This is a genomic window from Clostridium acetobutylicum ATCC 824 (assembly GCF_000008765.1).
GTDB classification, from domain to species: Bacteria; Bacillota; Clostridia; order Clostridiales; family Clostridiaceae; genus Clostridium_S; species Clostridium_S acetobutylicum.
In genome coordinates this window covers 3,311,729-3,337,886 of record NC_003030.1, presented here as the reverse complement: position 1 = coordinate 3,337,886, position 26,158 = coordinate 3,311,729, and the positions used below count along the sequence as shown (strand labels likewise).

Annotated in this window: 18 protein-coding genes, 1 tRNA gene, 3 rRNA genes and 1 other annotated feature; of the genes, 16 read left to right on the top strand and 6 right to left on the bottom strand. The window is 34.5% G+C overall.

All coding sequences use genetic code 11. The features are described 5' to 3' along the window. Positions 1-430 precede the first annotated feature (430 nt). The 11 genes from CA_RS16410 (at position 431) to disA (ending at position 13,053) form a co-directional block, all read left to right on the top strand. A 16S ribosomal RNA gene (locus CA_RS16410) occupies positions 431-1,936 on the top strand. A gap of 180 nt (positions 1,937-2,116) precedes the next feature. Then, positions 2,117-5,022, top strand: a 23S ribosomal RNA gene (locus CA_RS16405). Positions 5,023-5,096: 74 nt separating this feature from the next. Next, positions 5,097-5,213 (top strand): 5S ribosomal RNA (gene rrf / locus CA_RS16400). Together the 16S, 23S and 5S rRNA genes with 1 tRNA gene alongside form the textbook arrangement of a ribosomal RNA operon. Positions 5,214-5,223: 10 nt before the next feature. Next, positions 5,224-5,298: transfer RNA gene (locus CA_RS16395), tRNA-Asn, on the top strand. Between the two features lie 148 nt (positions 5,299-5,446). Next, positions 5,447-5,686 (top strand): hypothetical protein, encoded by a 240-nt coding sequence (locus tag CA_RS16390; protein ID WP_010966470.1) that lies wholly within the window; start codon positions 5,447-5,449, stop codon positions 5,684-5,686. 254 nt (positions 5,687-5,940) lie between these two features. Beyond that, the gene (locus CA_RS16385) at positions 5,941-6,402 is read left to right on the top strand and encodes a CtsR family transcriptional regulator (RefSeq protein WP_010966469.1); all 462 of its coding nucleotides are present in this window, start codon (positions 5,941-5,943) and stop codon (positions 6,400-6,402) included. Positions 6,403-6,426: 24 nt separating this feature from the next. Further along, entirely contained in the window at positions 6,427-6,954 is a 528-nt protein-coding gene (locus CA_RS16380; protein WP_010966468.1) for a UvrB/UvrC motif-containing protein, read from the top strand. 1 nt (position 6,955) lies between these two features. Continuing rightward, positions 6,956-7,978 carry a protein arginine kinase gene (locus CA_RS16375; protein WP_010966467.1) on the top strand — a complete coding sequence of 341 codons (1,023 nt, stop codon included), beginning with the start codon at positions 6,956-6,958 and terminating at the stop codon, positions 7,976-7,978. Positions 7,979-7,988: 10 nt separating this feature from the next. Beyond that, positions 7,989-10,430: an ATP-dependent Clp protease ATP-binding subunit gene (locus tag CA_RS16370; protein ID WP_010966466.1), complete on the top strand. Its 2,442-nt coding sequence runs from the start codon at positions 7,989-7,991 to the stop codon at positions 10,428-10,430. Positions 10,431-10,615: 185 nt separating this feature from the next. After that, positions 10,616-11,968, top strand: coding sequence for a DNA repair protein RadA (gene radA / locus CA_RS16365; RefSeq protein WP_010966465.1), 1,353 nt, complete (start codon positions 10,616-10,618; stop codon positions 11,966-11,968). Between the two features lie 11 nt (positions 11,969-11,979). Then, complete coding sequence (gene disA / locus CA_RS16360; protein WP_010966464.1) at positions 11,980-13,053, top strand: DNA integrity scanning diadenylate cyclase DisA; 1,074 nt, start codon at positions 11,980-11,982, stop codon at positions 13,051-13,053. A gap of 34 nt (positions 13,054-13,087) precedes the next feature. Here disA and CA_RS16355 read toward each other — a convergent pair whose 3' ends face one another. Then, positions 13,088-13,486, bottom strand: a complete 399-nt coding sequence (locus tag CA_RS16355; RefSeq protein WP_010966463.1) for a hypothetical protein — start codon at positions 13,484-13,486, stop codon at positions 13,088-13,090. Positions 13,487-13,873: 387 nt separating this feature from the next. On the opposite strand from CA_RS16355, the gene CA_RS16350 reads away from it, so the two are divergent. Both CA_RS16350 and ispD read left to right on the top strand, forming a co-directional pair. Next, positions 13,874-14,980 carry a PIN/TRAM domain-containing protein gene (locus CA_RS16350; protein WP_010966462.1) on the top strand — a complete coding sequence of 369 codons (1,107 nt, stop codon included), beginning with the start codon at positions 13,874-13,876 and terminating at the stop codon, positions 14,978-14,980. 23 nt (positions 14,981-15,003) lie between these two features. Continuing rightward, complete coding sequence (ispD, locus tag CA_RS16345) at positions 15,004-15,693, top strand: 2-C-methyl-D-erythritol 4-phosphate cytidylyltransferase (RefSeq protein ID WP_010966461.1); 690 nt, start codon at positions 15,004-15,006, stop codon at positions 15,691-15,693. Positions 15,694-15,752: 59 nt separating this feature from the next. Here the strand turns inward: ispD and CA_RS16340 are convergent, their stop codons facing one another. From CA_RS16340 to CA_RS16320, 5 genes are all read right to left on the bottom strand, one after another. Next, positions 15,753-16,724, bottom strand: a complete 972-nt coding sequence (locus tag CA_RS16340; protein ID WP_010966460.1) for an ABC transporter ATP-binding protein — start codon at positions 16,722-16,724, stop codon at positions 15,753-15,755. Next, entirely contained in the window at positions 16,721-17,695 is a 975-nt protein-coding gene (locus CA_RS16335) for an ABC transporter ATP-binding protein (RefSeq protein ID WP_010966459.1), read from the bottom strand. Before CA_RS16335 ends, CA_RS16340 begins: the two co-directional genes overlap by 4 nt. Positions 17,696-17,701: 6 nt before the next feature. After that, on the bottom strand, positions 17,702-18,610 hold the full coding sequence (opp4C, locus tag CA_RS16330; RefSeq protein WP_010966458.1) for an oligopeptide ABC transporter permease: 909 nt from the start codon (positions 18,608-18,610) through the stop codon (positions 17,702-17,704). A 16-nt stretch (positions 18,611-18,626) separates the two neighbouring features. Then, the gene (locus CA_RS16325) at positions 18,627-19,583 is read right to left on the bottom strand and encodes an ABC transporter permease (RefSeq protein WP_010966457.1); all 957 of its coding nucleotides are present in this window, start codon (positions 19,581-19,583) and stop codon (positions 18,627-18,629) included. Between the two features lie 92 nt (positions 19,584-19,675). Then, positions 19,676-21,388 carry an ABC transporter substrate-binding protein gene (locus CA_RS16320; protein WP_242663035.1) on the bottom strand — a complete coding sequence of 571 codons (1,713 nt, stop codon included), beginning with the start codon at positions 21,386-21,388 and terminating at the stop codon, positions 19,676-19,678. A gap of 518 nt (positions 21,389-21,906) precedes the next feature. Here CA_RS16320 and CA_RS16315 point away from each other — a divergent pair. The 3 genes from CA_RS16315 (at position 21,907) to ilvN (ending at position 25,768) form a co-directional block, all read left to right on the top strand. After that, the gene (locus tag CA_RS16315) at positions 21,907-23,619 is read left to right on the top strand and encodes a proline--tRNA ligase (RefSeq protein WP_010966455.1); all 1,713 of its coding nucleotides are present in this window, start codon (positions 21,907-21,909) and stop codon (positions 23,617-23,619) included. A 37-nt stretch (positions 23,620-23,656) separates the two neighbouring features. Then, on the top strand, positions 23,657-25,051 hold the full coding sequence (cysS, locus tag CA_RS16310; protein ID WP_010966454.1) for a cysteine--tRNA ligase: 1,395 nt from the start codon (positions 23,657-23,659) through the stop codon (positions 25,049-25,051). 219 nt (positions 25,052-25,270) lie between these two features. Continuing rightward, a complete protein-coding gene (ilvN, locus tag CA_RS16305; protein ID WP_010966453.1) occupies positions 25,271-25,768 on the top strand; it encodes an acetolactate synthase small subunit in 498 nt (165 codons plus the stop codon). A 155-nt stretch (positions 25,769-25,923) separates the two neighbouring features. Then, positions 25,924-26,136: a binding site (T-box leader), on the bottom strand. Positions 26,137-26,158: the final 22 nt, after the last annotated feature.

Genomic DNA, 26,158 nt, shown 5'->3' with positions numbered 1-26,158 from the left:
TTATATTTGTTTTTTAGTATACCTTGTTTTGTCGTTTTAGGGTCTTATTTTCAAAATTATGTCATAAACTACTCCTTGAGTATCAATATAAGAAATATTGAGTATAATGTAAAAAAACAGAGAGAAAGAGGTATATTTATCTTAAATGATGTTAATAATAAAAGTATATAATACACTATGTGATATTATATTACATGTCGCCGCACTAAGCGACAACATTCAATCTTAAAAACGAAAAAAGTAGTTGACAAGATTAAATGTAGATGTTATTATAATTAAGCTGTCTGAGTGCAGCGAACAATTGAACTTTTAAAATTAAACAGAGAATTAAAGAACCAGCAATTCTTTTGAATAGAATTTATTCTATTTAAATAAATTTAGCGATGAGCTAAAGGAATACAGATTAGCATCTGTATTATATCAAAACTTTTAAATTGAGAGTTTGATCCTGGCTCAGGACGAACGCTGGCGGCGTGCTTAACACATGCAAGTCGAGCGGGGAACTTCGGTTCCCAGCGGCGGACGGGTGAGTAACACGTGGGTAACCTACCTCATAGTGGGGAATAGCCTTTCGAAAGGAAGATTAATACCGCATAATACTCGAGAATCGCATGATTCTTGAGCCAAAGGATTTATTCGCTATGAGATGGACCCGCGGCGCATTAGCTTGTTGGTGAGGTAACGGCTCACCAAGGCTTCGATGCGTAGCCGACCTGAGAGGGTGATCGGCCACATTGGAACTGAGACACGGTCCAGACTCCTACGGGAGGCAGCAGTGGGGAATATTGCACAATGGGGGAAACCCTGATGCAGCAACGCCGCGTGAGTGATGAAGGTCTTCGGATCGTAAAACTCTGTCTTATGGGACGATAATGACGGTACCATAGGAGGAAGCCACGGCTAACTACGTGCCAGCAGCCGCGGTAATACGTAGGTGGCAAGCGTTGTCCGGATTTACTGGGCGTAAAGGATGTGTAGGCGGATATTTAAGTGAGATGTGAAATCCCCGGGCTTAACTTGGGGGCTGCATTTCAAACTGGATGTCTGGAGTGCAGGAGAGGAAGGCAGAATTCCTAGTGTAGCGGTGAAATGCGTAGAGATTAGGAAGAATACCAGTGGCGAAGGCGGCCTTCTGGACTGTAACTGACGCTGAGGCATGAAAGCGTGGGGAGCAAACAGGATTAGATACCCTGGTAGTCCACGCCGTAAACGATGAATACTAGGTGTAGGAGGTATCGACTCCTTCTGTGCCGCAGTTAACACAATAAGTATTCCGCCTGGGAAGTACGGTCGCAAGATTAAAACTCAAAGGAATTGACGGGGACCCGCACAAGCAGCGGAGCATGTGGTTTAATTCGAAGCAACGCGAAGAACCTTACCTAGACTTGACATCTCCTGAATTAGTCCGTAATGGATGAAGTCCCTTCGGGGACAGGATGACAGGTGGTGCATGGTTGTCGTCAGCTCGTGTCGTGAGATGTTGGGTTAAGTCCCGCAACGAGCGCAACCCTTATCATTAGTTGCTAACATTTAGTTGAGCACTCTAGTGAGACTGCCCGGGTTAACCGGGAGGAAGGTGGGGATGACGTCAAATCATCATGCCCCTTATGTCTAGGGCTACACACGTGCTACAATGGTGGGGACAAAAAGATGCAATACCGCAAGGTGGAGCAAAACTCAAAACCCCATCCCAGTTCGGATTGTAGGCTGAAACTCGCCTACATGAAGCCGGAGTTGCTAGTAATCGCGAATCAGAATGTCGCGGTGAATACGTTCCCGGGTCTTGTACACACCGCCCGTCACACCATGAGAGTCGGCAACACCCGAAGCCCGTGAGGTAACCTTTTGGAACCAGCGGTCGAAGGTGGGGTTGATAATTGGGGTGAAGTCGTAACAAGGTAGCCGTAGGAGAACCTGCGGCTGGATCACCTCCTTTCTAAGGAGTCGACATGGAAATGTAATTTCCATGAAGGTTCTTTGTTCTCTGTTTAATTTTGAGAGTTTAATTCTCTCTAAATTTGTACTTTGAAAATTGCATAGTAATCAATATAGAGTAATACTCTAAAGCAAGGCAAAGTTAATTCTTTGTTGTTTGAATTTAAATATATTTACTTAAGGTCAAGCTACAAAGGGCGCATGGTGAATGCCTTGGCACTAGGAGCCGATGAAGGACGTGATAAGCTGCGATAAGCTTCGGGTAGGCGCAAATAGCCTGTGAACCGAAGATTTCCGAATGAGGAAACTCTCATGGGTAACCCCATGAACTGTATACTGAATTCATAGGTATATAGAGGTAAACCCGGGGAACTGAAACATCTAAGTACCTGGAGGAAGAGAAAGAAAAATCGATTTCCTTAGTAGCGGCGAGCGAAACGGAAAGAGCCCAAACCGGAAACTTGTTTCCGGGGTTGCGGTCAGATCATTAAGGCTTTATATCTTAACCGAAGATTTCTGGAAAGTTAAACCATAGAAGGTAATAGTCCTGTAGGTAAAAAGAGAAAAAAGCCCGATCTGTACCAGAGTACCACGAGACACGTGAAACCTTGTGGGAAGCTGGGAGGACCACCTCCCAAGGCTAAATACTACCTAGTGACCGATAGTGAAGAAGTACCGTGAGGGAAAGGTGAAAAGAACCCCAGGAGGGGAGTGAAATAGAACCTGAAACCGTGTGTCCACAACCGATCAAAACACGTTAATGTGTGATGATGTGCTTTTTGTAGAACGAGCCAGCGAGTTACGGTATGCAGCAAGGTTAAGCACTTAAGGTGCGCAGCCGAAGGGAAACCAAGTCTGAATAGGGCGTATAGTTGCATGCTGTAGACCCGAAACCGGGTGACCTATCCATGGCCAGGGTGAAGCGGAAGTAAAATTCCGTGGAGGCCCGAACCACAATGGTGTTGAAAAACCATGGGATGAGCTGTGGATAGGGGAGAAATTCCAATCGAACTCGGATATAGCTGGTTCTCCTCGAAATAGCTTTAGGGCTAGCGCCATGAATGAGTACCGGAGGTAGAGCACTGAATGAGGTAGGGGCTGACAACAGTTACCGAACTTTATCAAACTCCGAATGCTGGATACTTGAATCATGGTAGTCAGACTGCGAATGATAAGATCCGTAGTCAAAAGGGAAACAGCCCAGATCACCAGCTAAGGTCCCAAAGTATAGATTAAGTGGTAAAGGATGTGGGATTTCTAAGACAACTAGGATGTTGGCTCAGAAGCAGCCATACATTAAAAGAGTGCGTAATAGCTCACTAGTCAAGAGATCCTGCGCCGAAAATGTCCGGGGCTAAAATCTAACACCGAAGCTGTGAACTTGTACTTCGTACAAGTGGTAGAGGAGCATCCTGTATGGGCTGAAGTCGTACCGAAAGGAGCGGTGGACTGTACAGGAGAGAGTATGCTGGCATAAGTAGCGAGAACTAAGTGAGAATCTTAGTGGTCGAAAACCTAAGGTTTCCTGGGGAAGGTTCGTCCGCCCAGGGTAAGTCGGGACCTAAGCCGAGGCCGAAAGGCGTAGGTGATGGACAATCGGTTGATATTCCGATACCGCAGAGTAACGTTATGAGAAATGGGATGACGCAGGAGGATAGGATATGCGTACGTTATTGGAAGTACGTCTAAGCACTGAGGATGAAAGATAGGAAAATCCGTCTTTCGTTAAGTCTGGGGTGTAATGGTGAGGTAGTTTACTACCGAAATATCTGATTTCATGCTGCCAAGAAAAGTCTCTATCCAGGAGCTCTGTGCCCGTACCGCAAACCGACACAGGTAGGTGAGGAGAGAATCCTAAGACCATCGGAAGAATTGCTGTTAAGGAACTCGGCAAATTGACCCCGTAACTTCGGGAGAAGGGGTGCCTACGAGAGTAGGTCGCAGAGAATAGGCCCAAGCAACTGTTTATCAAAAACACAGGTTTCTGCTAAAGCGAAAGCTGAAGTATAGGAGCTGACGCCTGCCCGGTGCTGGAAGGTTAAGGGGAATGCTTAGCGCAAGCGAAGGCATGAACTTAAGCCCCAGTAAACGGCGGCCGTAACTATAACGGTCCTAAGGTAGCGAAATTCCTTGTCGGGTAAGTTCCGACCCGCACGAATGGCGTAATGATTTGGGCACTGTCTCAACAGCAAATCCGGCGAAATTGTAGTGCAAGTGAAGATGCTTGCTACCCGCGATTGGACGGAAAGACCCCGTAGAGCTTTACTGTATCTTAGCATTGAATCTCGGTATTGTCTGTACAGAATAGGTGGGAGACTTGGAAGCAGTTCCGTCAGGGATTGTGGAGTCGTCTTTGGGATACCACCCTGACAGTACTGGGGTTCTAACCGGAGGCCATGAAACTGGTCACGGGACATAGCTAGGAGGGCAGTTTGACTGGGGCGGTCGCCTCCTAAAAAGTAACGGAGGCGCCCAAAGGTTCCCTCAGCGCGGTTGGAAACCGCGCGTAGAGTGCAAAGGCAGAAGGGAGCCTGACTGCGACACAAACAAGTGGAGCAGAGACGAAAGTCGGGCTTAGTGATCCGGTGACACCTCGTGGGAGGGTCATCGCTCAACGGATAAAAGCTACCTCGGGGATAACAGGCTGATCTCCCCCAAGAGTCCACATCGACGGGGAGGTTTGGCACCTCGATGTCGGCTCGTCGCATCCTGGGGCTGAAGTAGGTCCCAAGGGTTGGGCTGTTCGCCCATTAAAGCGGCACGCGAGCTGGGTTCAGAACGTCGTGAGACAGTTCGGTCCCTATCCGTCGCGGGCGAAGGAAATTTGAGAGGAGCTGTCCTTAGTACGAGAGGACCGGGATGGACTGACCTCTGGTGTACCAGTTGTCTTACCAAAGGCACGGCTGGGTAGCTATGTCGGGAAGGGATAAACGCTGAAGGCATCTAAGCGTGAAGCCCACCTCAAGATTAGATTTCCCATAACATAAGTTAGTAAGACCCCTGTAAGAACAACAGGTGATAGGTCAGAGGTGTAAGAATGGTAACATTTTAAGCTGACTGATACTAATAGGTCGAGGGCTTGACCAATATAAAGGTAAATATATTAAGATTACTATGCAATTTTGAAAGTACAAAGTACTTTCGAAAACTAAATAAATTAATCCGGTGACCATAGCTTGGTTGTAACACCCGTTCCCATACCGAACACGAAGGTTAAGAACCAAAGCGCCGATGGTACTGCAGGGGCAGCCCTGTGGGAGAGTAGGTCATTGCCGGGTAAAATGTTATTCCGCGATAGCTCAACGGTGGAGCACTCGGCTGTTAACCGATAGGTTGAAGGTTCGAATCCTTTTCGCGGAGCCATTTTATTTTTTGAATAATTATGAATGTACAGGGTGGTTTTATTATATTTAAACCATCCATTTTTGTTTTTTTGTTTTGATTGAAACATTTATGAATATTAAATCTATAATTGCAAAAAATATTATAAACTATAGGGAGGAATAAACAAATGACAGAGTACCAATTAAAGATTAATGATAAAATAAATTTAAGCGATTATAGTAATATTCATGATTACATGGAATTTATAAATAAGGATGATAAATTTACTATAGTAATGGAAAATGGAGATAAAAAAAATGTTGATATAATATGTAATATGCTTGAAAATAATAAGTTTCAAATAAAGCAAAGATACGTAGATAAAAATGGTAAGTGCAATATTAAAGCGCTTAAAATGAATAGATAGATTTATATAGTTCTTGTTTGAATTTTAGAAGAAGAAAAAATGGACAAATAGAAATAGGGTTTAATAGTAAGTATTTAATTTGTATATGTTTATAAAAAGATAATTAGATATTTAGATTAGAACTCTATTTTTATCTTTTAACCTAAAATGGAAGATAAAAAATTATTATGATATAGTATTGAAAAATACAAAATTATGTTATATAATAAAGTCAAAGAAAGTCAAAGTAAAGTTAATATAAAGGGGAAAACATAATGCGATTATCTGATATAATAGAAGAATTTTTAAAGGAATTGATTGCTGAAAACACTGAAAATGAGCTGGAAATACAGAGAAATGAATTAGCTAATCACTTTAGTTGTGCTCCTTCTCAAATAAATTATGTTTTAACAACTAGATTTACTACGGATAAGGGATACTATATAGAAAGTAGGCGTGGTGGAGGCGGATGCATAAGAATTCGTAAAGTTGAATATAGAGAAAATGAAAAAAAGCCGTTTATAAATTCTATTGTGGATAGAATAAAAAATAGTATAACTTATGATGCTGGATGTAAGATAATAGATGGTCTTTTTGATATGAATCTTTTAACATCTAGGGAAGTGGCAATAATAAAGGCCTGTATAAATGATAGAGCATTATTATATGCGGGCGATAAAAGGAATGAGTTGAGAGCCCAAATCATGAAATCTGTGCTTATTATTTTGTCTGTATAATATATTGAAAGGTTGGTGAAAATTATGATATGTGAGGTTTGTCATAAAAATGAGGCTAATGTTCATATAACACAAATAATAAATGGAGATAAAAGAGAATTAAATGTATGTGAAAACTGTGCTCAAAATATTCAAGGAGTTAATATAGCTTCTGATATTGACTTTATTTCTCCATTCTCTTTTCAAAATATTTTAAGTGGAATAATGGATTATATTGGAGGTAGTTCTCAAAGCACTAAATGTGAAGAATTGGTATGTAAAAATTGTGGAACTACTTATAGTGAATTTAAAGATAAAGGATTATTTGGATGTAGCGAATGCTACAAATACTTTAATTCAATGTTATTACCTATTATAAATAGGGTTCAAGGCAACGTTGAACACAACGGTAAAATACCTAAAAAAGCAGGAAGAAAAATAATAAATAAAAATAATATACTAAAACTTAAGGCAGAACTTCAAAAAGCTGTGCTTGAAGAAGAGTATGAAAAAGCAGCAGAACTTAGGGATAAAATAAAAAGCCTTCAAGAAAAAGATGGAGGTGAAAAATGATATGAAAAATTGGCTTAATAGCGATTTAAAAGACAATGATATAGTAATAACAACAAGAATTAGGCTAGCTAGAAATATAAAAGGAATACCTTTTCCAGATAAATTATCCGATGATGAAGGAAGAGATGTAGTAAAAAAAATTAAAGATACACTTATCGTTTCTAATGATGGAAAAGAAAATTTTACATGTATAGATTTATGGAAAAATGACAACAATTGTAATGCAGAGTATCTTGAAAAACATTTAATAAGTAAAAAACTTATAGAAAATTATAATAGATCAGCATTTATACTAAATAAGGATGAGACTATAAGTGTAATGGTAAATGAAGAAGACCATTTAAGACTTCAGGCAATAACTGCTGGGCTAAATTTGGAAGAAGCATACGAATGTATAGATAGAATTGATGACAAAATTGAGGAAAACTTAGATTATGCATTTGATGAGAAAATAGGATATTTGACTGCATGCCCAACAAATATAGGAACTGGCATGAGGGCATCTGTGATGATTCATCTTCCAGCATTATCAATGAATAATGAGATGCCAAGAATATTAAATGCGTTATCCCAAATAGGAATTACTATAAGAGGTCTTTGGGGAGAAGGTTCTAAGGCTATTGGTAGTTTGTATCAAATATCAAATCAAATTACTTTGGGTATGAGTGAAAATGACATTATATCAAATTTAAAAACTGTTGTTGAACAAATTATTAACCAAGAAAATTTATCAAGAGAACAACTGATGAAAAAGTACAAATATGAATTAGAAGATAAAATAGCTAGATCACTTGGAATACTTAAAAACTCCGTAATTCTAGACAGTAATGAATGCTTAAATCTTATTTCGAATGTAAGAATGGGTGTAGAAATAGGAATTATAAATGATATAAGTAAAAAATCATTAAACAATTTGTTAGTTAATACGCAAAGGGCAACACTACAGGAGATTTATAATAAAGAATTATCTAAGAAAGAAGAAAATATAAAGCGAGCCCTTTATGTAAGAGAAAATTTAAGGTAGGTGAATATTTATGATGTTTGGTAGATTTTCCGACAGAGCTCAAAAAATGATTTATTATGCTCAGGAGGAAGCACAAAATTTCAAACATGGATATGTTGGAACAGAGCATATACTTCTTGGCATTTTAAGAGATGAAAATGGGAAAGCTCAATCTCTCTTAGCCAATATGGGAGTTACAATAGAAAAGGTAAGAAGGCTTATAGAGGAGTATGAAGGTTTTGGGGATTCTGATCTTTACAAAGAAGAACCACCTCTTACACCTAGGACTAAAAGGCTTTTGGAAATAAGTTTACTTGAAGCTAGAAATTTAAACCATAACTATATAAACCCAGAACATGTACTATTAGCACTTATAAGAGAAAGTGAAGGAGTAGCATTTACTATTCTTGGTAATCTTGGAGTAGATTTTGAAAGACTTAGAAAAGAAATTTTAGATAGTTTATCTGGTAGAGAAGAGAACACGGGAATAAAAACAAGTTTTAGTTCAAATACTTCAGTTACGCCAACATTGAATCAATACGGAACTGATTTAACACAAATGGCATTAGAAGGAAAGTTGGATCCTGTTATTGGAAGAGATAATGAGACGCAAAGAATATTAGAAATACTTTGTAGGAGAACCAAAAACAATCCATGTCTTATAGGTGATCCAGGAGTTGGTAAAACGGCTATCGCAGAAGGCTTAGCTCAAAAGATAGTTGAGGGTAATATCCCAGAAATACTTAAAGATAAAAGAGTTATTACTTTGGATGTATCATCGTTAGTTGCGGGGTCAAAATACAGAGGAGAATTCGAGGAAAGACTTAAGAAAGTTATGACAGAGATAAAGGCGGCTAAAAATGTAATACTTTTTATTGATGAGATTCATACTATTGTTGGTGCAGGTGGAGCTGAAGGTGCAATTGATGCATCAAATATTTTAAAACCTTCACTTGCTAGAGGAGAAATTCAGTGTATTGGTGCGACTACAACAGAGGAATATAGAAGATATATAGAAAAAGATGCAGCTCTTGAAAGAAGATTTCAGCCAGTAGATGTAGGAGAGCCTAGTAAAGAAGAAGCAGTTCAAATACTTGAGGGACTTAGGGACAAATATGAAGCTCATCATGGAGTAAAAATCACAGATGATGCAATAGAGGCAGCAGTAAATCTTTCAACAAGATATATACAAGATAGATTTTTACCGGATAAGGCTATAGATTTAATAGATGAGGCAGCTGCAAAAGTTAGAATTCAAAACCTTACAGCACCGCCAGATTTAAAAAATCAAGAAGAAGAGCTAGAAAAAACTACACGAGAAAAATCAGATGCGATAAGACTTCAGGACTTTGAAAAAGCAGCTAAACTTAGAGATAAAGAAAAGAAGTTGAGAATTGCTATTGAAGAATTTAAAAAGAATTGGAAAAATACAAGTGATAACGAAAATTATATAGTAACACAAAAGCAGGTTGCTGCAGTTGTTGCTAAGTGGACCAGTATACCAGTTGAAAAACTCACAGAGAAAGAATCAGAAAGGTTACTTAAACTTGAAAGTATACTTCATAAAAGAGTTATAGGTCAAGAAGAAGCAGTTGAGTATGTTTCAAGAGCAGTACGAAGAGCTAGAGTTGGTCTTAAGGATCCTAAAAGACCAATAGGTTCATTTATATTCTTAGGGCCAACAGGCGTGGGAAAAACTGAATTATCAAAGGCATTAGCTGAAGCTATGTTTGGTGATGAGAATAATATTATAAGAATTGATATGTCAGAATACATGGAAAAACATACGGTATCTCGTCTTGTGGGTTCTCCTCCAGGATATGTAGGGTATGATGAAGGCGGACAACTTACTGAGAAAGTAAGAAGAAAACCTTATTCCGTAGTGCTTTTTGATGAAATAGAGAAAGCTCACCCAGATGTATTTAATATATTACTGCAAATTCTTGATGACGGAAGACTTACCGATTCTAAAGGAAAGACTGTAAGTTTCACTAATACAATAATAATAATGACTTCAAATGTTGGAGCTTCTACAATAAGAAAACAAAAGACTTTAGGATTTGAAACGGCAAAAGATGCAGTAAGACAAGAATATGACAAAATGAAAGAAAACATTATGGAGGAACTTAAAAATTCATTTAGACCTGAATTTTTAAATAGAATAGATGAAATAGTTGTGTTCCATAAGCTGGAGGAAAAAGATCTTAGACAAATAGTAAAACTTATGCTTGAATCAGTAAAAGGAAGATTAAAGGAACAAAATATAAAAATTAATTTTACGGAAAAAGCGGAAGAAGTTCTAGCAGAAAAGGGATTTGATCCGACTTATGGGGCAAGGCCTTTAAGAAGAACTATAATAAAAGCTGTTGAAGATAAACTTTCAGAAGAGATATTAAAGGGAACAATAAGTAAAAATGATAATATTTCCGTAGATGTGGATAAAGATAAAGAGTTACTATTTACAAAAGCTTAATAGTTTATAAATGTTTAAGTGACAGGTTGTTAGTCATTTGGTATAAGATAGTATACCATGATAGCATCTGTCACTTATTAATTTTATATGAACTAAGTAAATTGGGCTATTGTATATGTTTATTTTACTGACAAATAAGTGAAAAGTATTGTATAATTATTTATGTACTAATAGGAGTGATTAAGATGAGCAAAGTAAAAAGTTTTTTTGTGTGTCAGGAATGTGGGTATCAGTCAGTAAAATGGCTAGGAAAATGTCCTTCATGTAATAGTTGGAATAGCTTTGTTGAAGAAGAAAGAGTAGAAAACAAAAAAGCAAGTAAGATCACATTAAATAGTGAACCTAAATGTATAAATAATATAAAATCAGGACAGTATGAAAGATATGATACAAATAATACAGAGTTAAACAGAGTACTTGGTGGAGGACTTGTTAAGGGTTCAATTACACTTATATCTGGTGCGCCAGGTATAGGAAAATCAACACTCTTATTGCAAATCTGTCAAGATATAGCTTTAAAATATGGAAAAGTACTTTATGTTTCAGGAGAAGAATCTGAACATCAAATAAAAATGCGTGGAGATAGACTAGGAGTGACTTCAGCTAATATATATATATTAGCTGAAACCAATATGGAGAGTATAGAGAGACATGTTGAAAATATAAAACCTGCTTTTGTTATAATAGATTCAATACAAACTCTGTATAAAGACCAGATAACTTCTGCACCTGGAAGTGTATCACAGGTTAGAGAGTGTGCTAATGATATTATGAGAATAGCGAAGACGGATAATATACCTTTCTTTATTGTAGCACATGTAACAAAGCAGGGGGAGCTTGCAGGACCAAGGGTATTAGAACATATTGTAGATACAGTACTTACTTTTGAGGGACAAAGAACAGAAGAATTTAGAATACTTAGAACGGTAAAAAATCGTTTCGGAACAACAAGTGAAATAGGTGTTTTTGAAATGAAGGAAGAGGGACTTGAGCAAATACACAATCCTTCAAGTTTATTTTTAGAGGAGACAAATTTTAATCAGGAAGGATCAGTTGTAATAGGTATTATGGAAGGAACAAGACCAATTCTTGTTGAAATACAAGCGTTAGTTTCAAAAACAAATGCTGTAATGCCTAGAAGAACTTCTGTGGGAATCGATAGTTCAAGGTTAAATTTAATTTTAGCGGTGTTAGAGAAAAAACTTAAGGTGCCATTCTATAATTGTGATGTTTATGTAAATGTTGTAGGTGGGCTAAATATAGAAGGAACTTATGGAGATCTGGGATTAGCACTTGCTCTAGTTTCTAGTGTTAAGGGAGTAAGTATAAAGCTAGATAAGATGATAGTAGTAGGAGAAATTGGACTAACAGGAGAAGTTAGACCCGTATCATTTTCTGATCGAATTGTTAATGAAGCCGACAAATTAGGTTTTAAAAATATATTAATGCCACAAAAAAATATTAAAAATGACAAAAATATTGCGATAAATATAATAGGTGTATCTTATTTAAAGGAAGCTGTAAATAAAGTTTTTTAAGGGTGATTAAAGTGAATGATTTGAGATTGAAAAAAGATAGGAAGCTTCTAGAAATATTGAAAACAATGGCCCCAGGTACTGATATGAGAGAAGGACTTGAAAATATTTTAAGAGCAAAAACTGGGGGATTAGTAGTCTTAGGTGATAATGAAGAGGTAATGAAATTAAGTGATGGCGGTTTTAAAATCAATTCTGAATATAGTGCATCTTACATATATGAGCTTGCAAAGATGGATGGTGCAATAATTTTAAGTAGTGATTTAAAAAAAATTGTAAGGGCTAATGTTCAATTAGTACCGGATTCTTCTATACCTACATTTGAGACTGGAACTAGACATAGAACAGCACATAGGGTGGCAAAACAAACAGGAAATGTTGTTGTGGCAATATCACAAAGAAGAAATGTAATAACTATTTATAAGGATGATATAAAATATATTTTACGTGATAGTAGTATTATACTTGCAAGGGCAAATCAGGCAATTCAAACTTTGGAAAAGTATGTTGCTGTTTTGGATAGAGTGATGGGAAATTTAAATTTACTTGAATTTGAAGATTTATGTACTCTTCACGATGTTGTGGCAGCCATTCAAAGAACTGAAATGGTAATGAGAGTAGTAACTGAAATAGATAGATATATATGTGAGCTTGGTAACGAAGGAAGGCTTATATCTATGCAGTTAAATGAGCTTGTAAAAAATGTTGAACAGGATGGAATGCTTATAATAAGGGATTACTGTCAAAATGAGATGAATTACAGTAAAGTTTGTGAAACAATACAAAGTATGTCGTCTGAAGAGTTTTTAAACAGTGAAGCTATTTCAAAAGTAATGGGATACGGCGATGTTCCTCTTATAGATACACTTATATCTCCAAGAGGATATAGGATGACAAGCAAAATACCTAGGATACCTTTTATTGTAATAGAGAATCTTGTTAAAAACTTTAAGGAGCTTAAAAAGATTTTAGAGGCGTCTCATGAGGATCTTGATAAGGTTGAAGGTATAGGAGAAGCAAGAGCTAGAGCGATAAAAAGTGGACTTAGAAAGTTAAAAGAGCAAACCATAATAAGAAAGCAATTATAGTGTAAGAGTTATACAATATGTATAACTCTATATATTATCTTAAGTTGTATTTCCCTAATGTATCTATTTTATCGTATTCTCTAAGTAATACATCATATAAATTTATATCAAGAGTATTGCAGAGAGCTGATAAATAGAATAAGTTGTTTCCAATTTCGTTTATTAAAATATCTCTGCAACCTTCACATAGCTTTCCGCTAACGTGAGTTTTTAGACACTTCTTTAAAGCATTAATGTCAGATAAATCATTTGGTATTTGCTGCTTTGAAGCATTTATTTCTATACATCCGCAGCGAGTTACTGATTTTGTCACAGCTCTATTGATTCTTCCTTGTGATTCTTGAAGTTTAGAAAGTATATCTAATAAACTTGAATGCCTTATTAACGATTCATCTACTAAATTTTGAAATTCATCAAAAATTAAATCTTGCATTTTATTCATCTCCTTGAACATATTGGTGATATGTATAAAGTAATTATAAAGAAGTTTGTGGAGTATTTTGTAGGTTGTAATTAAATTGTTTTTTTAGTACATTATAAAATTACTTATACAATTATGCTGCTATATAGAAATGTACTAGAACGATTTATTACCCTTTTGATTTATTTCACTTTATATATTAAAACAATATCTAATTAAATAATAGGGGGATAAATATTTGAAAATATTGTAAACAATCTTGATATATTTGTAGTTTTAACGTATACTTTATTGTTGAAAGCATATAAAATTTATTTTATATTACATTAAGAAAAAAATTACATTTTTTAGATTTAAAATTATAAAACTGTTAATAATTAATAAAGGAGGTGGCTTAAATTGCTAAATAAAATATTGAGAGGACTTTTTACCGTTATAGGATTGGTTTTGGGATATCTATTGGCCAGTATTATGTTACGAGGTAATTATTTTTCTCAACTTAATTTTGTCAAAAATAATGATGTTGAAAAAATAATTTTCATAGTATTTTGTGTATTGCTATTAGGTATAATATTTTTCATAATATCCCCATGGATTAATTCTTTAATATTAAAATTTATGGATTATTTGGAAAGAACTATTCAGAAGATTCCAGTTTCTGAGGTCTTATTTGGAACAGGGGGTGCCATAATAGGACTTATAATTGCTTCTTTATTAGCAAGTTCACTTAATAGATTATCATCAGGTGCATTTGCATATATATTTACAATAATATTTATCATTGTAAACATTATAATGGCTGTTTTTGGTGCAGATGTGGCAATAAAGAAAAGAGAAGAGATTATGAATCTATTTTATAATCTTAGAAAATCAGGAGCTGCAAAAGATAAGAAAACTAAGGGCGTTTCTAAAGGAAGTCCTAAAATTTTGGATACTTCGGTTATAATTGATGGAAGGATATTTGATATATGCCAAACTGACTTTATAGAAGGTACTCTTGTAATACCAGGTTTTGTACTTAAAGAATTAAGACATATTGCCGATTCTTCAGATGGACTTAAAAGGAATAGAGGAAGAAGAGGTCTTGATATATTAAATAAGATTCAAAAAGAGTTAAATATAGAGGTTAAAATTTATGACAAGGATTTCCCAGATATACCAGAGGTTGATGTTAAACTTTTAAAGCTAGCGGAGGTTATGAAGGGAAAAGTAATAACAAATGATTATAATTTGAATAAGGTAGCAGAATTTCAAGGTGTTCCTGTACTTAATATAAATGAACTTGCCAATGCTGTTAAGCCTGTTGTCCTTCCAGGGGAAGAAATGACTATACAAATTATTAAGGATGGAAAAGAGTCTGGTCAAGGTATAGGATATCTTGATGATGGAACAATGATAGTTGTAGAAGGTGGAAGAAGTCATATAGGAGAAACTAGAGAAGTTACGGTTACGTCTGTTCTTCAAACAGCAGCAGGTAGAATGATATTTGCAAGGCAGAAGAATTAAGATAGACAAGGAGTTAATAACTAATGAATTGTGCAATTATAATGGCAGCTGGCAGAGGTAGTAGAATGAAGGTGAATAAGAACAAACAGTTCATTCTTATTCAAGGTAAGCCTATTTTAGCATATACAATAGACAAGTTTCAAAGAAGTCCGTTAATCGATGAGATAATAATCGTGGCAGCTGAGAGTGAAATAAATTTTTGTATGCAAGAAATAGTTTATAAGTACAAATTCAATAAGGTTAAAAATATAGTTTCTGGTGGCAGTGAGAGGCAGCAGTCAGTTATGAATGGCCTTAAAGCTGTTAAATCTGCGAATATTGTATTAATACATGATGGAGCAAGACCATTTGTAGACAATAAAATTATAGAAAATGGAATAAAATATGCTGAAAAGTATGGTGGAGCAGCTTGTGGTGTGCAGCCTAAAGATACTATAAAGATAAAAAGTGAAGATGGATTTTCTGAAAAGACAATTGATAGAAGTAAATTGTTTTGTGTTCAAACTCCACAATGTTTTAAATATGATTCAATACTTAAGGCTCATATAAATGCTGAAAAAGAAGGTATTTTAGCAACTGATGATACCATGATATTTGAAATGTCAGGAAACAAAGTATACCTTTATGATGGGAGTTATGAAAACCTAAAAATTACTACACCAGACGATTTATATGCTGCAGAAACACTATTAAAAAAAAATAGTATACAATAGAGGATACCATAATTCTTGAAAAATAGGATTATGGTATCTTGTTATTTTTAAGTAGGTATTTAAACAAGGTGGCATGCTACCTTATGTGAATTTGATACATCCTTAAGCATTGGTTGAATTTCTTCACAAATCTTTTGGGCATGTGGACAGCGAGTATGAAATCTGCATCCATAAGGTGGATTTGTAGGGCTTGGAATGCTGCCACTAAGTATTATTCTATTTCTTTTTAACGTTGGATCAGGTATTGGTACTGCCGACAGAAGAGCTTTAGTATATGGATGTTTAGGAAAGCTAAATAATTCATCACGAGATGCTAATTCTACAATAATTCCCAAATACATAATAGCAATCCTATCACATAGATGTTCCACAACGCTTAAATCATGCGATATAAATAAATAAGACAATCCTTTCTCATTTCTAAGATCACTAAATAAATTTATTATTTGTGCTTGTATAGAAACATCTAGGGCGGAAATGGGTTCATCTGCAACTATGAACTCTGGATTTAATGCCATAGCACGAGCAATTACTATCCTTTGTCTTTGCCCACCTGAAAATTCATGTGGAAGTCTATTAATATAACTTGGATCTAAACCACATAAAGAGAGAAAATATTTTACCATATCAATAACGTCATCTTTGGTAGCTAAACCATGTTCTAGTAAAGGCTCAGCTATAGCACGTCCTATCTCCATGCGTGGATTTAATGAACTATAAGGATCTTGAAATATATATTGAGCTTTTGAACGCAGCTTTTTTAAATCCTTTTTAGGAAGAGAATATATATCGATATTACTAAAATTTACGTTTCCAGAAGTTTTTGAAGTCATTCTAAGAACTGCCTGACCAAGTGTTGTTTTCCCACTGCCAGATTCTCCAACTAACCCAAAAGCTTCACCTCTATTAATATTAAAACTTACTCCGTCAACAGCCCTAACGTATCCTGTATTTTTACTTAAGAAGGCACCTGCACCTGTAACAGGAAAATATTTTTTTAAATTTGTTACTTCAAGTAGTTTGTTACTCATTTATATCTCCTTTCATAAAGCCAGCATGCAGTTTTATGATTGTTATTTACTGTAAAGGCTGGTGATTTTTTTGTGCATATATCTTTGCAATGTTCACATCTATCATGAAAGTAACATGATTCATTAAGTTTAGATAAATCAGGAACAGAACCCTTTATAGAATAAAGCTTATCTCTATGCTTCCCAATAATTGGTTTTGAATTTAAAAGCCCTTGTGTATATGGATGCTTAGGGTTTTTAAATAGTTCTATAACTGGAGCTTCTTCAATTATCTTTCCAGCATACATTACAATTACATAATCAGCTATTTCGGCAACAACTCCAAGGTCATGGGTAATAAATAAAATTGATGTATTTAAAGTTGATTTTAATTTTTTTAGTAAATCTAAAATCTGTGCTTGTATTGTTACATCTAAAGCTGTAGTTGGTTCATCTGCAATCAAAAGCTTTGGATTAGAACTTAAAGCCATAGCAATAATAATTCTTTGAAGCATACCACCACTTAATTTATGTGGATATGATTTCATTATTTCTTCTGCTCTCGGTAATCCAACTGAATTGATTAAACGGATAGCTTTTTTATAGGCTTCATCTTTATTAATTAATTCATGCTCAAGTAATATTTCTGTTATCTGATGACCTATTGTAAAGACGGGATTTAATGATGTCATAGGTTCCTGAAATATCATTGAAATTTCTTTACCTCGTAACTTCTGCAAATCACTTTTGGATAGTTTTAAGAGATCATTATTTTTATATAAAATTTCACCGTTTATAATTCTTCCAGGTTCATTTATAAGTCCCATTATAGAGAGGGAAGTAACGCTTTTACCACAGCCTGATTCACCAACAATACATACAGTTTCACCTTTTTTAACTGAAAAACTGATGTTATCTACAGCTTTACGTATATCATTATCAATATAGAAATAAGTTTTTAAATTACTGATTTTTAACAAATCTTCTTTCATAGTTACTTATCTACCTTTCATTTTAGGATCCAAAGCATCTCTCAATGCATCACCAAGTAAATTTATTGAAATTACAGTGAGAAATATAGCCAGACCAGGTGGTATCCAGAGCCAGGAGCGTTTTTGAAAATCTATTAAGTTATTGGCCGCATTTATCATATTTCCCCAGGATGGTGTTGGTGGAATTACACCAAGACCAAGAAAGCTTAAGGAAGATTCACTTAATATACCGTCGGCAGTACTCAAAGTAGCAACGACTATTAACAAAGGAAAGGTATTCGGTAGTAAATGATGAAAAATCTTTCTTTTATCACTTAGTCCTAGTATATCAGCTGCTTTCATAAAATTTTGTTCACGAAGAGAAAGAACTTGACCTCTAACCATTCTAGCAAGGCCTGGCCAGCCTACAAAGCTTAACATTAGCATAACGATATAAAGTCTATAATCAGATGGAACTTTTAATTCCGATAGAAGTGCAGCAATTATAATTAAAAGAGGTAATCCAGGAATGGACATCAATATATCGGATAATCTCATAAGTATGATGTCTAATATACCTCCATAATATCCTGATAAACAACCAAGTATACTTCCTAAAAGAAGAGAAAGAATCATGGAAGCAAGGCCAACAGTAAGAGATATTCTACCTGCGTACATTAATCTAGTAAGAACATCTCTACCGTAGTCATCTGTTCCTAATAAATGAGAGATACTAGGAGGCTGTTTAATTAAACTTACATCAATATCATTGTAAGAATAGGGAGAGAAAAATGGGCCTAAAAAATTAAATATGAGTATAGATATAAGGAAAATGATACTCATTATAGCTAACTTATTTTTTAAAATTCTTTTAAGTGTTTGTTTTGATAAGGATTTATTAGAAGTTTTGATATTCTTATTCTTAAAAAGAAACACGTAGTATTCACCCTTTCTATTCTAATCTTATTCGTGGATCTGCTGCTGCATATAAAATATCCGCACAGAAATTACCGAAAATAGTGAGAAATGAAAGTAGCATTGTAAAAGTCATGAGTACGGGGTAATCTCTGAAACTAAGAGCTTCAAGCTGTATTCTTCCTATTCCAGGCCAATTGAAAATTTGTTCAGTTATAATAGCACCTGAAAAAAGTCCGGGGAGCTCGAAAGATAGAAGTGTAATTGCAGGTAGAATAGCATTTTTTAGAGCATGTTTAAAGATGATTTTTCTTTCTTTAAGTCCATTTGCACGAGCAGTTCTTATAAAATCTTGTTTAAGTACGTCTAACATACTACTTCTGAAATATCTTGTAAGTGATCCAATACTTAAGAATGTAAGTATACCAACTGGAAGAATCATATGACGAATTACTTCTAAAATATGAGAAAGTCCTATGGTGGTGCTTCCGGTTTCCACCATACCACCGATGGGTAAAATTTTTAAATCAACTCCAAAGAATTTAATCATTAAAAGGCCTATAAAAAATGATGGAAAAGACAATGATGCAAATACAAGCAGTGTTATTACTCTGTCAAAAAAGGAATATTGTTTTGTAGCTGAGAATATTCCGATTACTAGAGCAATGGACCAAGTAAGAATTAGGGTAACAATAGCTATGATGAATGAGTTCCATATATACTGATTTATTAGAGTTGTTACTGGCTCTAAATATTTCAATGAAAATCCAAAATCTCCGTGCAAAATATTTCTTAACCATATAAGATATCTAACTATGATTGGTTTATCGAAACCATTTAGAACTCTAAGTTCGTGTGCCCTTTGTGGTGTAAGGTTTCGGTTTGAATCTATATAATCTCCAGGCATTAAAGAAAATAAATAGAAAATAATAATGGAGACTCCTATAAGTGTAGGAATCATTTGAAGAAATCTGCGTAATATATATTTTTTCATAAGCATCCTCCTATAAATATTAACCTATACATGCTATAAAAGATTAATAAGGGCATGTATAGGCTAAAAGCTTAATTAGAAACTGTACACAGTTAATTTTCTATCTTTAATTTTGATAAATTAGTAGATGAAACTCCTGCAAAATTATCATTTTCCATACCCTTAATTCTACTGTTCCAAGCCTTTAAGCCCTTCCTATAATCTATTAATATAACTGGTGGGTCGTCTGATAATTCTTTATAGAGTTTTTTATATATTGCTTTACGTTTCTTAACGTTTAAGGTATTTACACCCTCTGAAATTAATTCATCAACCTTTGGATTGAAATATCCACTGACATTTTCAGAAGTTTTTTTAGATGAAAATTCTTCAACAGAGTCATTTGGATCTACAAGTCCGCTTGTGCGTACAGCAGCTAGGTCGTAGTCACCTTTATTTAATTTCTCAACTAAAGTGTTGAAATCCATGATTTCAGGCTCGAAGTCGATACCTAGTGCTTTATAGTTTTCCTTAGCTATAGGTATTGTTTGATCCGTATTTTTTGAAGTTAAGTATGATATCTTAAGCTTTTGACCATTTTTTTCGCGTATTCCATTAGAATTAAGCCGCCAACCATCATCTTCTAATAATTTTTTTGCTTTTTCAGGATTGAATTTATATGAATTAATTCCATCTGTAGTGTAGGACAATACAAGAGGTGAAGTAGGTACGTTAGCCACCTCTCCATAGCCTTTGTATGCTACATCAACAATTTTTTGACGATCAAGACCATAAATAAGAGCCTGCCTAACATTTTTATCTTTTAAGTAAGGTTTTTTGTTATTCATATATACAAAACCATAGTCACTTACAGTGCTAATTCGTATATTGGCAAACCCTAAGTTTTCAAGCTGATCTACGGTGTCTTTGTCTGTGCTAAATGAATCAGAATCAATTTCTCCTGTCTGAAACAATTGAAGGTTTGTATCCTTACTAGTAACCTTAAAAATAAAGTTTTCTATTTTAGGTTTTCCTTTGTAATAATTTTCATTTGCAGTATATCGTATTTCTTGACCGGGAATGTATTTATCAAGTTTATATGGACCTGCGCCTAAAGGTCTTGAGTATAGCGATTTTAAGTAATCAAGATTTCCTTTTTTGTAGTCTTTTCCGTAATAAGCTTTTGATAGTACTTGACCACCTAGCCTAGTTAGGTTTAAGGGATTTATCTTTTCAGTTGTGATTTTTATGGTTAAAGGGTCTACAACGGCAATACCTGATATTGAAGTAGCTTTACCGTTTTTATAATCGGTACTTCCTTTTATATAGCAAGTTGAGATGTCAAAGCTGCCACTATAGGAGGGATCATCTAAAAGTGTCAAGGTAAATGCAACATCATCAGATGTTAGGGGAGAGCCGTCACTGAACTTTAATCTTTTTCTTAAGTGATAGGTATAGGTTAGATTATCAGAGGATATGTCCCACTTTTCTGCTAAATCTGCAATTGGATTCCCTTTTTCATCCGTGCTAACTAGAGAAGGAAAAATAGGATCTGTGGCATTTCCATCCCAGCCATTATCGTAGAAGTATGGAAGAAAAACTCCTCCTGGTTCGCTTATTGCAGCAATGAAGGTATCTTTGCGATTTTTTGCTTTTTCCGGGTTTTTGCTAGGCAAACTAGCTTTAATATATTGATCTTTTAGACTAGATACTTTTGTAGCTTTTGCTGCAGTTGAATTAGAAGTATTTGTGCAGGAAGATAAAAGTGAAGCTATAATTATTGATGGAATAACTACAGTAATAAATTTTCTTTTCAATATTAACACCCCTTATAATTTATAAAATAAAAGGCAGAGTATTTTTCATATTATAAAAAATACTCTGCCTCCAGTTTGTCTGGTAAACAGATGAACTATTAAATTTATTTTGAAGAGACCAGATACAGTAAAGCTTTTAAACTGGTTTCTTTATTTTATACCAACTGAATTATAGTAAACATATATGTTTAGTGCAATTATATTATAAAATTACACTTAAGTCAATAATATGTTTAATTTGATACAAAACACAATAAGAGGTAATAAAACTATTGACACATAATATTTAAAAACGTATAATAATAAATTAAGAAAAACTAATAGTAAAACTGTGATAAAGAATAGTAGAAGCTTCATAAATTCAGAGAGAAAATCCATGGCTGAAAGATTTTCAACCTAGCTTTGAACCTGCTTTTGAGTTTTAATTAATGAGTACAAATTTAGGTGGTACCGCGATCATACTCGCCCTAATACTGGGGGAGTTTTTATTTTTTTTGTAAATAAAATTTATAGGAGGACAATTAAAAATGAAAATGTCAAACATGCTAATGTTAACTTTAAGAGAGAGTCCAGCAGAAGCGGAAATAGAAAGTCATAAACTTATGCTTAGATCTGGAATGATAAGAAAAATGGCATCCGGAGTGTATAATTATATGCCACTAGGATTAAAAGCATTAAAGAAGGTTGAGAATATAATAAGAGAAGAGATGAATGCTGCTGGAGCTCAAGAATTTCTAGCATCAGCTCTTTTACCATCAGAGCTTTGGAAGGAATCGGGGAGATGGGAAGTATTTGGACCAGAAATGTTCAAACTTAAGGATAGAAATGAAAGAGAATTTTGTCTTGGACCTACACATGAAGAGGTCTTTACGGACTTTGCTAGAAGTGAAATAAAGTCATATAAGCAATTACCTGTAAATTTGTATCAAATTCAAACAAAGTATAGAGATGAGAGAAGACCAAGATTTGGTATGATACGTTCAAGAGAGTTTGTTATGAAGGATGCTTACAGCTTTGATAAGGATAATGAAGGATTGGACGTATCTTATAATAAGATGTATGAAGCCTATACTAAAATATTTAAAAGATGTAATGTAAGTTGTAGTGCAGTTGCCGCAGATTCAGGAGCTATGGGTGGATCTGGTTCAGCTGAATTCATGGTTAAGTCCGAAATAGGAGAAGATGAAATAGCTTTTTGTACAGAATGTAATTATGCAGCTAATATAGAGAAGGCACCAGCTGTTCCAGAAAAAGCTGATAAAGAAGAATTAGGGGAACTTAAAAAAGTTGAAACACCTCATGCGAAAACCATAGAAGAGTTAGTGGAGTTTTTTGGTGTGGATTCCAAAAAATTTGTTAAAACTATAATATATAGAGCAGAGAATAAAGTTGTTGCTGTAATGGTAAGAGGAGACAGAGAAGTCAATGAAACTAAGGTTAAAAATGCAGTAGGTTCAGTAGATGTTGAGCTTGCAGATGAAAAAACAGTTAAAAAAGCAACAGGAGCTGAGGTTGGATTTGCAGGACCAATAGGTTTAGATGTGGATTATTTACTTATTGATAATGAAGTAACATATATGTACAATTTTATTGTAGGAGCTAATGAGACAGGATACCACTATGCAAATGCAAATTATGATAGAGATTTCAAAGGTACAGTGGGTGATTTCAGAAATGCTGTTGAGGGAGAAAAGTGTCCTAAATGTGGCAAACCATTAACAATAGCAAGAGGAATAGAGGTTGGTCACATATTTAAGCTTGGAACAAAATATTCAGAGGCTATGAAGGCATACTTTGTAGATGAAAATGGAGAAAGTAAGCCACTTATAATGGGCTGCTATGGTATAGGAGTTAATAGAACTATGTCAGCAGTTGTTGAACAACACCATGATGATAACGGAATAGTTTGGCCTTTATCTGTAGCACCATACGAGGTTATAGTTGTTCCAGCGGTATTTAAAAGCGAAGAGCAAATGAAAGAAGCTGAAAAGTTATATACCGAGCTTAAGAAAATAGGGGTAGATGCCCTTTTGGATGATAGAAATGAAAGAGCCGGAGTTAAATTTAAAGATGCAGATTTAATAGGTATTCCAATGAGAATAACCGTTGGAAAGAAAATATCTGAAGGCAAAGTAGAATTTAAGTGCAGAAACAGTGAAGAAGTAGAAGTTATAGATTTAGATAAAGTTATAGCTAGAGTTGAAGAAGAGTTTGAAAAAAATAACTTAGCGTTGAAATAGAATTGAAAGTTAAATACTGTAGACAAGGAGGAATAACATGAAAATATATAATACTATGACTCGGAAAAAAGAAGAATTTGTTCCGGTAAAGCCTAATGAGGTACAAATGTACGTTTGTGGTCCAACAGTTTATAATTTTTTTCATATAGGAAATGCTAGAACCTTTATTGTTTTTGATACTGTAAGAAAATATTTTGAGTATAGGGGATATAAGGTTAACTTTATTCAAAATTTTACTGATATAGATGATAAAATGATAGCAAAGGCTAATAATGAAGGAGTTAGTGTAAAGGAGCTTGGAGACAGATATATAAAGGAATACTATGAGGATGCAGATGGTCTTAATTTGGAAAGGGCAACTTGTAATCCAAGAGCAACAGAATATATAGGTAAAATAATAGATTTTGTAAAAGGTCTTCAAGATGAAGGTTATGCATATGAAATTGATGGAGATGTATATTTTAATACAAACGCCTTTAAGGAATATGGAAAGTTGTCAGGGCAGAATTTAGAGGATAGAATGGCTGGAGCAACTATAGCAGTTGATGACAGAAAAAAGAGTCCTGCAGATTTTGCATTATGGAAGAGCGAGAAACCTGGAGAACCATCTTGGGAGAGTCCATGGGGGAAAGGAAGACCAGGATGGCATATAGAATGCTCATGCATGGCTCGAGATTTACTAGGTGATACTATAGATATTCACGCAGGAGCTATAGATTTAATTTTCCCTCATCATGAAAATGAAATAGCTCAAAGTGAGGCTAGAACTGGAAAGCCATTTTCAAAGTATTGGATGCATGCAGCTTACTTAAATATAAATAATGAGAAAATGTCTAAGTCATTAAATAATTTCTTAACAGCAAGAGACATTCTTAAGGAGTATGATGCAGAGGTTATAAGATTATTCCTATTATCAGCTCATTATAGAACACCACTTAATTTTACTGAGGAGTCAATAGAGGCTGCTAAGACATCTCTTGAAAGACTTTATAATACAATAAACAATTTGGGAAGCCTTTTAAATAATACAGCTGAGAGTAATGATGATAGTGAATATTTAAAAGCACTGGATAGCTATAGAGAAAAGTTTATAGAAAAAATGGATGATGATTTTAATACAGCAGACGGTATTTCTGTAATATTTGATTTAGCTAAGGATATTAATATAAATATAAATGGAAAATCAAGCAAGGCTGCTGTTGAGAAGGCTATAAGTCTTATGAGAGAACTTGGAAAACCTCTTGGAATACTTCAAAAGGTTGAAAAACATAATCTAGAAGATGAAATACAAAATCTTATAGAGCAAAGACAAAATGCAAGGAAAAATAAAGATTGGGCACTTGCGGATAAAATAAGAGATGACCTTAAAGAAAGAGGAATAGTATTAGAGGATACACCTGAAGGAATAAGGTGGAAGTTTATTGATAAATAATGAATAATAAAAATAGCAGGTTAGAATGTTTTATGAAATGTTCTAATCTGCTATTTTGTTAAATTAAACTTTTGTACATGCATCATTTTTAAAATGTTAAAAGTATAATAGCTTTAATTATCATATTATTATTTTTTTAACTTGTTTGTTGACTTTTAGTTTGCAAAGTGGTAAATTTTAAAGAAAATTATAATTCAAAGATAAGGGAGAGGTGTTATTTTGCGTTTATATGTTTTATCAGTACTAGTTGATAATATTCCTGGGGTACTTACTAGGGTTTGTGGGCTCTTTAATAGAAGAGGATATAATCTTGAAAGTGTAACAGCAGGAGTTACAGAGAATGATAAGATATCAAGATTGACTTTAATAGCAAGTGTTAAAGATGAAAATGAAATAGACCAAATTGTAAAGCAGATAAAAAAGATTGAGGTGGTTCATAAGGTAGTGCTTCTAAATAGAGAAAATTCAGTATGTCGTGAAATAATGCTTATTAAAGTGAATGCTGAGGGAGTGCAAAGACAAGAAATACTAAATACGGTATCCATTTTTAGAGCATCAGTTGTTGATGTTACAACTAAAACTTTCACTATAGAGATAACTGGAAATAGCAGTAAAATAGAAGCATTTCAAAAAATGCTAGAACCTTATGGAATTATTGAAGTTGTAAGCAGCGGAAGCATAGCTATAGAGCGAGGCCAAAATTCTATACTAAGTTAATAATATATTGGAAATCAGAAATATAGATGATTTCCTTTATTTTTCTAAAAATTTTTGCAATTGCAAATTTTTAATAGTCTAATTGATTGATGTATGATGAGAGTTTCTAAACAATAATAAAAGCAAAATGAGTACAAAAAAACAACCACAGACCGCCATGGGGCGAATATCTGTCGCTGTACCACCCAAATTATTACTCTTATAATTATAACGGCGTCTACCGGCGTCACCTAGTCTTTATATTGTTACATATAAATTTCAGCTTGCAACTCTGGAGTGATTTTCAACAACTTTAGCTTATGGGTTCGCACCAACTCCCACTCTCTGAAAGCATATTTTTGTTTACTTTTCTCCGTCATAGTTTTTGAACTTATGATTACTATACTATAA

Bases quoted from the DNA above. Each gene is read 5' to 3' on its own strand.
- CA_RS16385 (WP_010966469.1), top strand. From the start codon at position 5,941: ATGCGATTATCTGATATAATAGAAGAATTTTTAAAGGAATTGATTGCT.
- CA_RS16315 (WP_010966455.1), top strand. From the start codon at position 21,907: ATGAAAATGTCAAACATGCTAATGTTAACTTTAAGAGAGAGTCCAGCA.
- CA_RS16325 (WP_010966457.1), bottom strand. From the start codon at position 19,583: ATGAAAAAATATATATTACGCAGATTTCTTCAAATGATTCCTACACTT.
- CA_RS16375 (WP_010966467.1), top strand. From the start codon at position 6,956: ATGAAAAATTGGCTTAATAGCGATTTAAAAGACAATGATATAGTAATA.
- CA_RS16340 (WP_010966460.1), bottom strand. From the start codon at position 16,724: ATGAGTAACAAACTACTTGAAGTAACAAATTTAAAAAAATATTTTCCT.
- ispD (WP_010966461.1), top strand. From the start codon at position 15,004: ATGAATTGTGCAATTATAATGGCAGCTGGCAGAGGTAGTAGAATGAAG.
- CA_RS16370 (WP_010966466.1), top strand. From the start codon at position 7,989: ATGATGTTTGGTAGATTTTCCGACAGAGCTCAAAAAATGATTTATTAT.
- radA (WP_010966465.1), top strand. From the start codon at position 10,616: ATGAGCAAAGTAAAAAGTTTTTTTGTGTGTCAGGAATGTGGGTATCAG.
- CA_RS16355 (WP_010966463.1), bottom strand. From the start codon at position 13,486: ATGCAAGATTTAATTTTTGATGAATTTCAAAATTTAGTAGATGAATCG.
- CA_RS16335 (WP_010966459.1), bottom strand. From the start codon at position 17,695: ATGAAAGAAGATTTGTTAAAAATCAGTAATTTAAAAACTTATTTCTAT.
- CA_RS16390 (WP_010966470.1), top strand. From the start codon at position 5,447: ATGACAGAGTACCAATTAAAGATTAATGATAAAATAAATTTAAGCGAT.
- CA_RS16380 (WP_010966468.1), top strand. From the start codon at position 6,427: ATGATATGTGAGGTTTGTCATAAAAATGAGGCTAATGTTCATATAACA.
- cysS (WP_010966454.1), top strand. From the start codon at position 23,657: ATGAAAATATATAATACTATGACTCGGAAAAAAGAAGAATTTGTTCCG.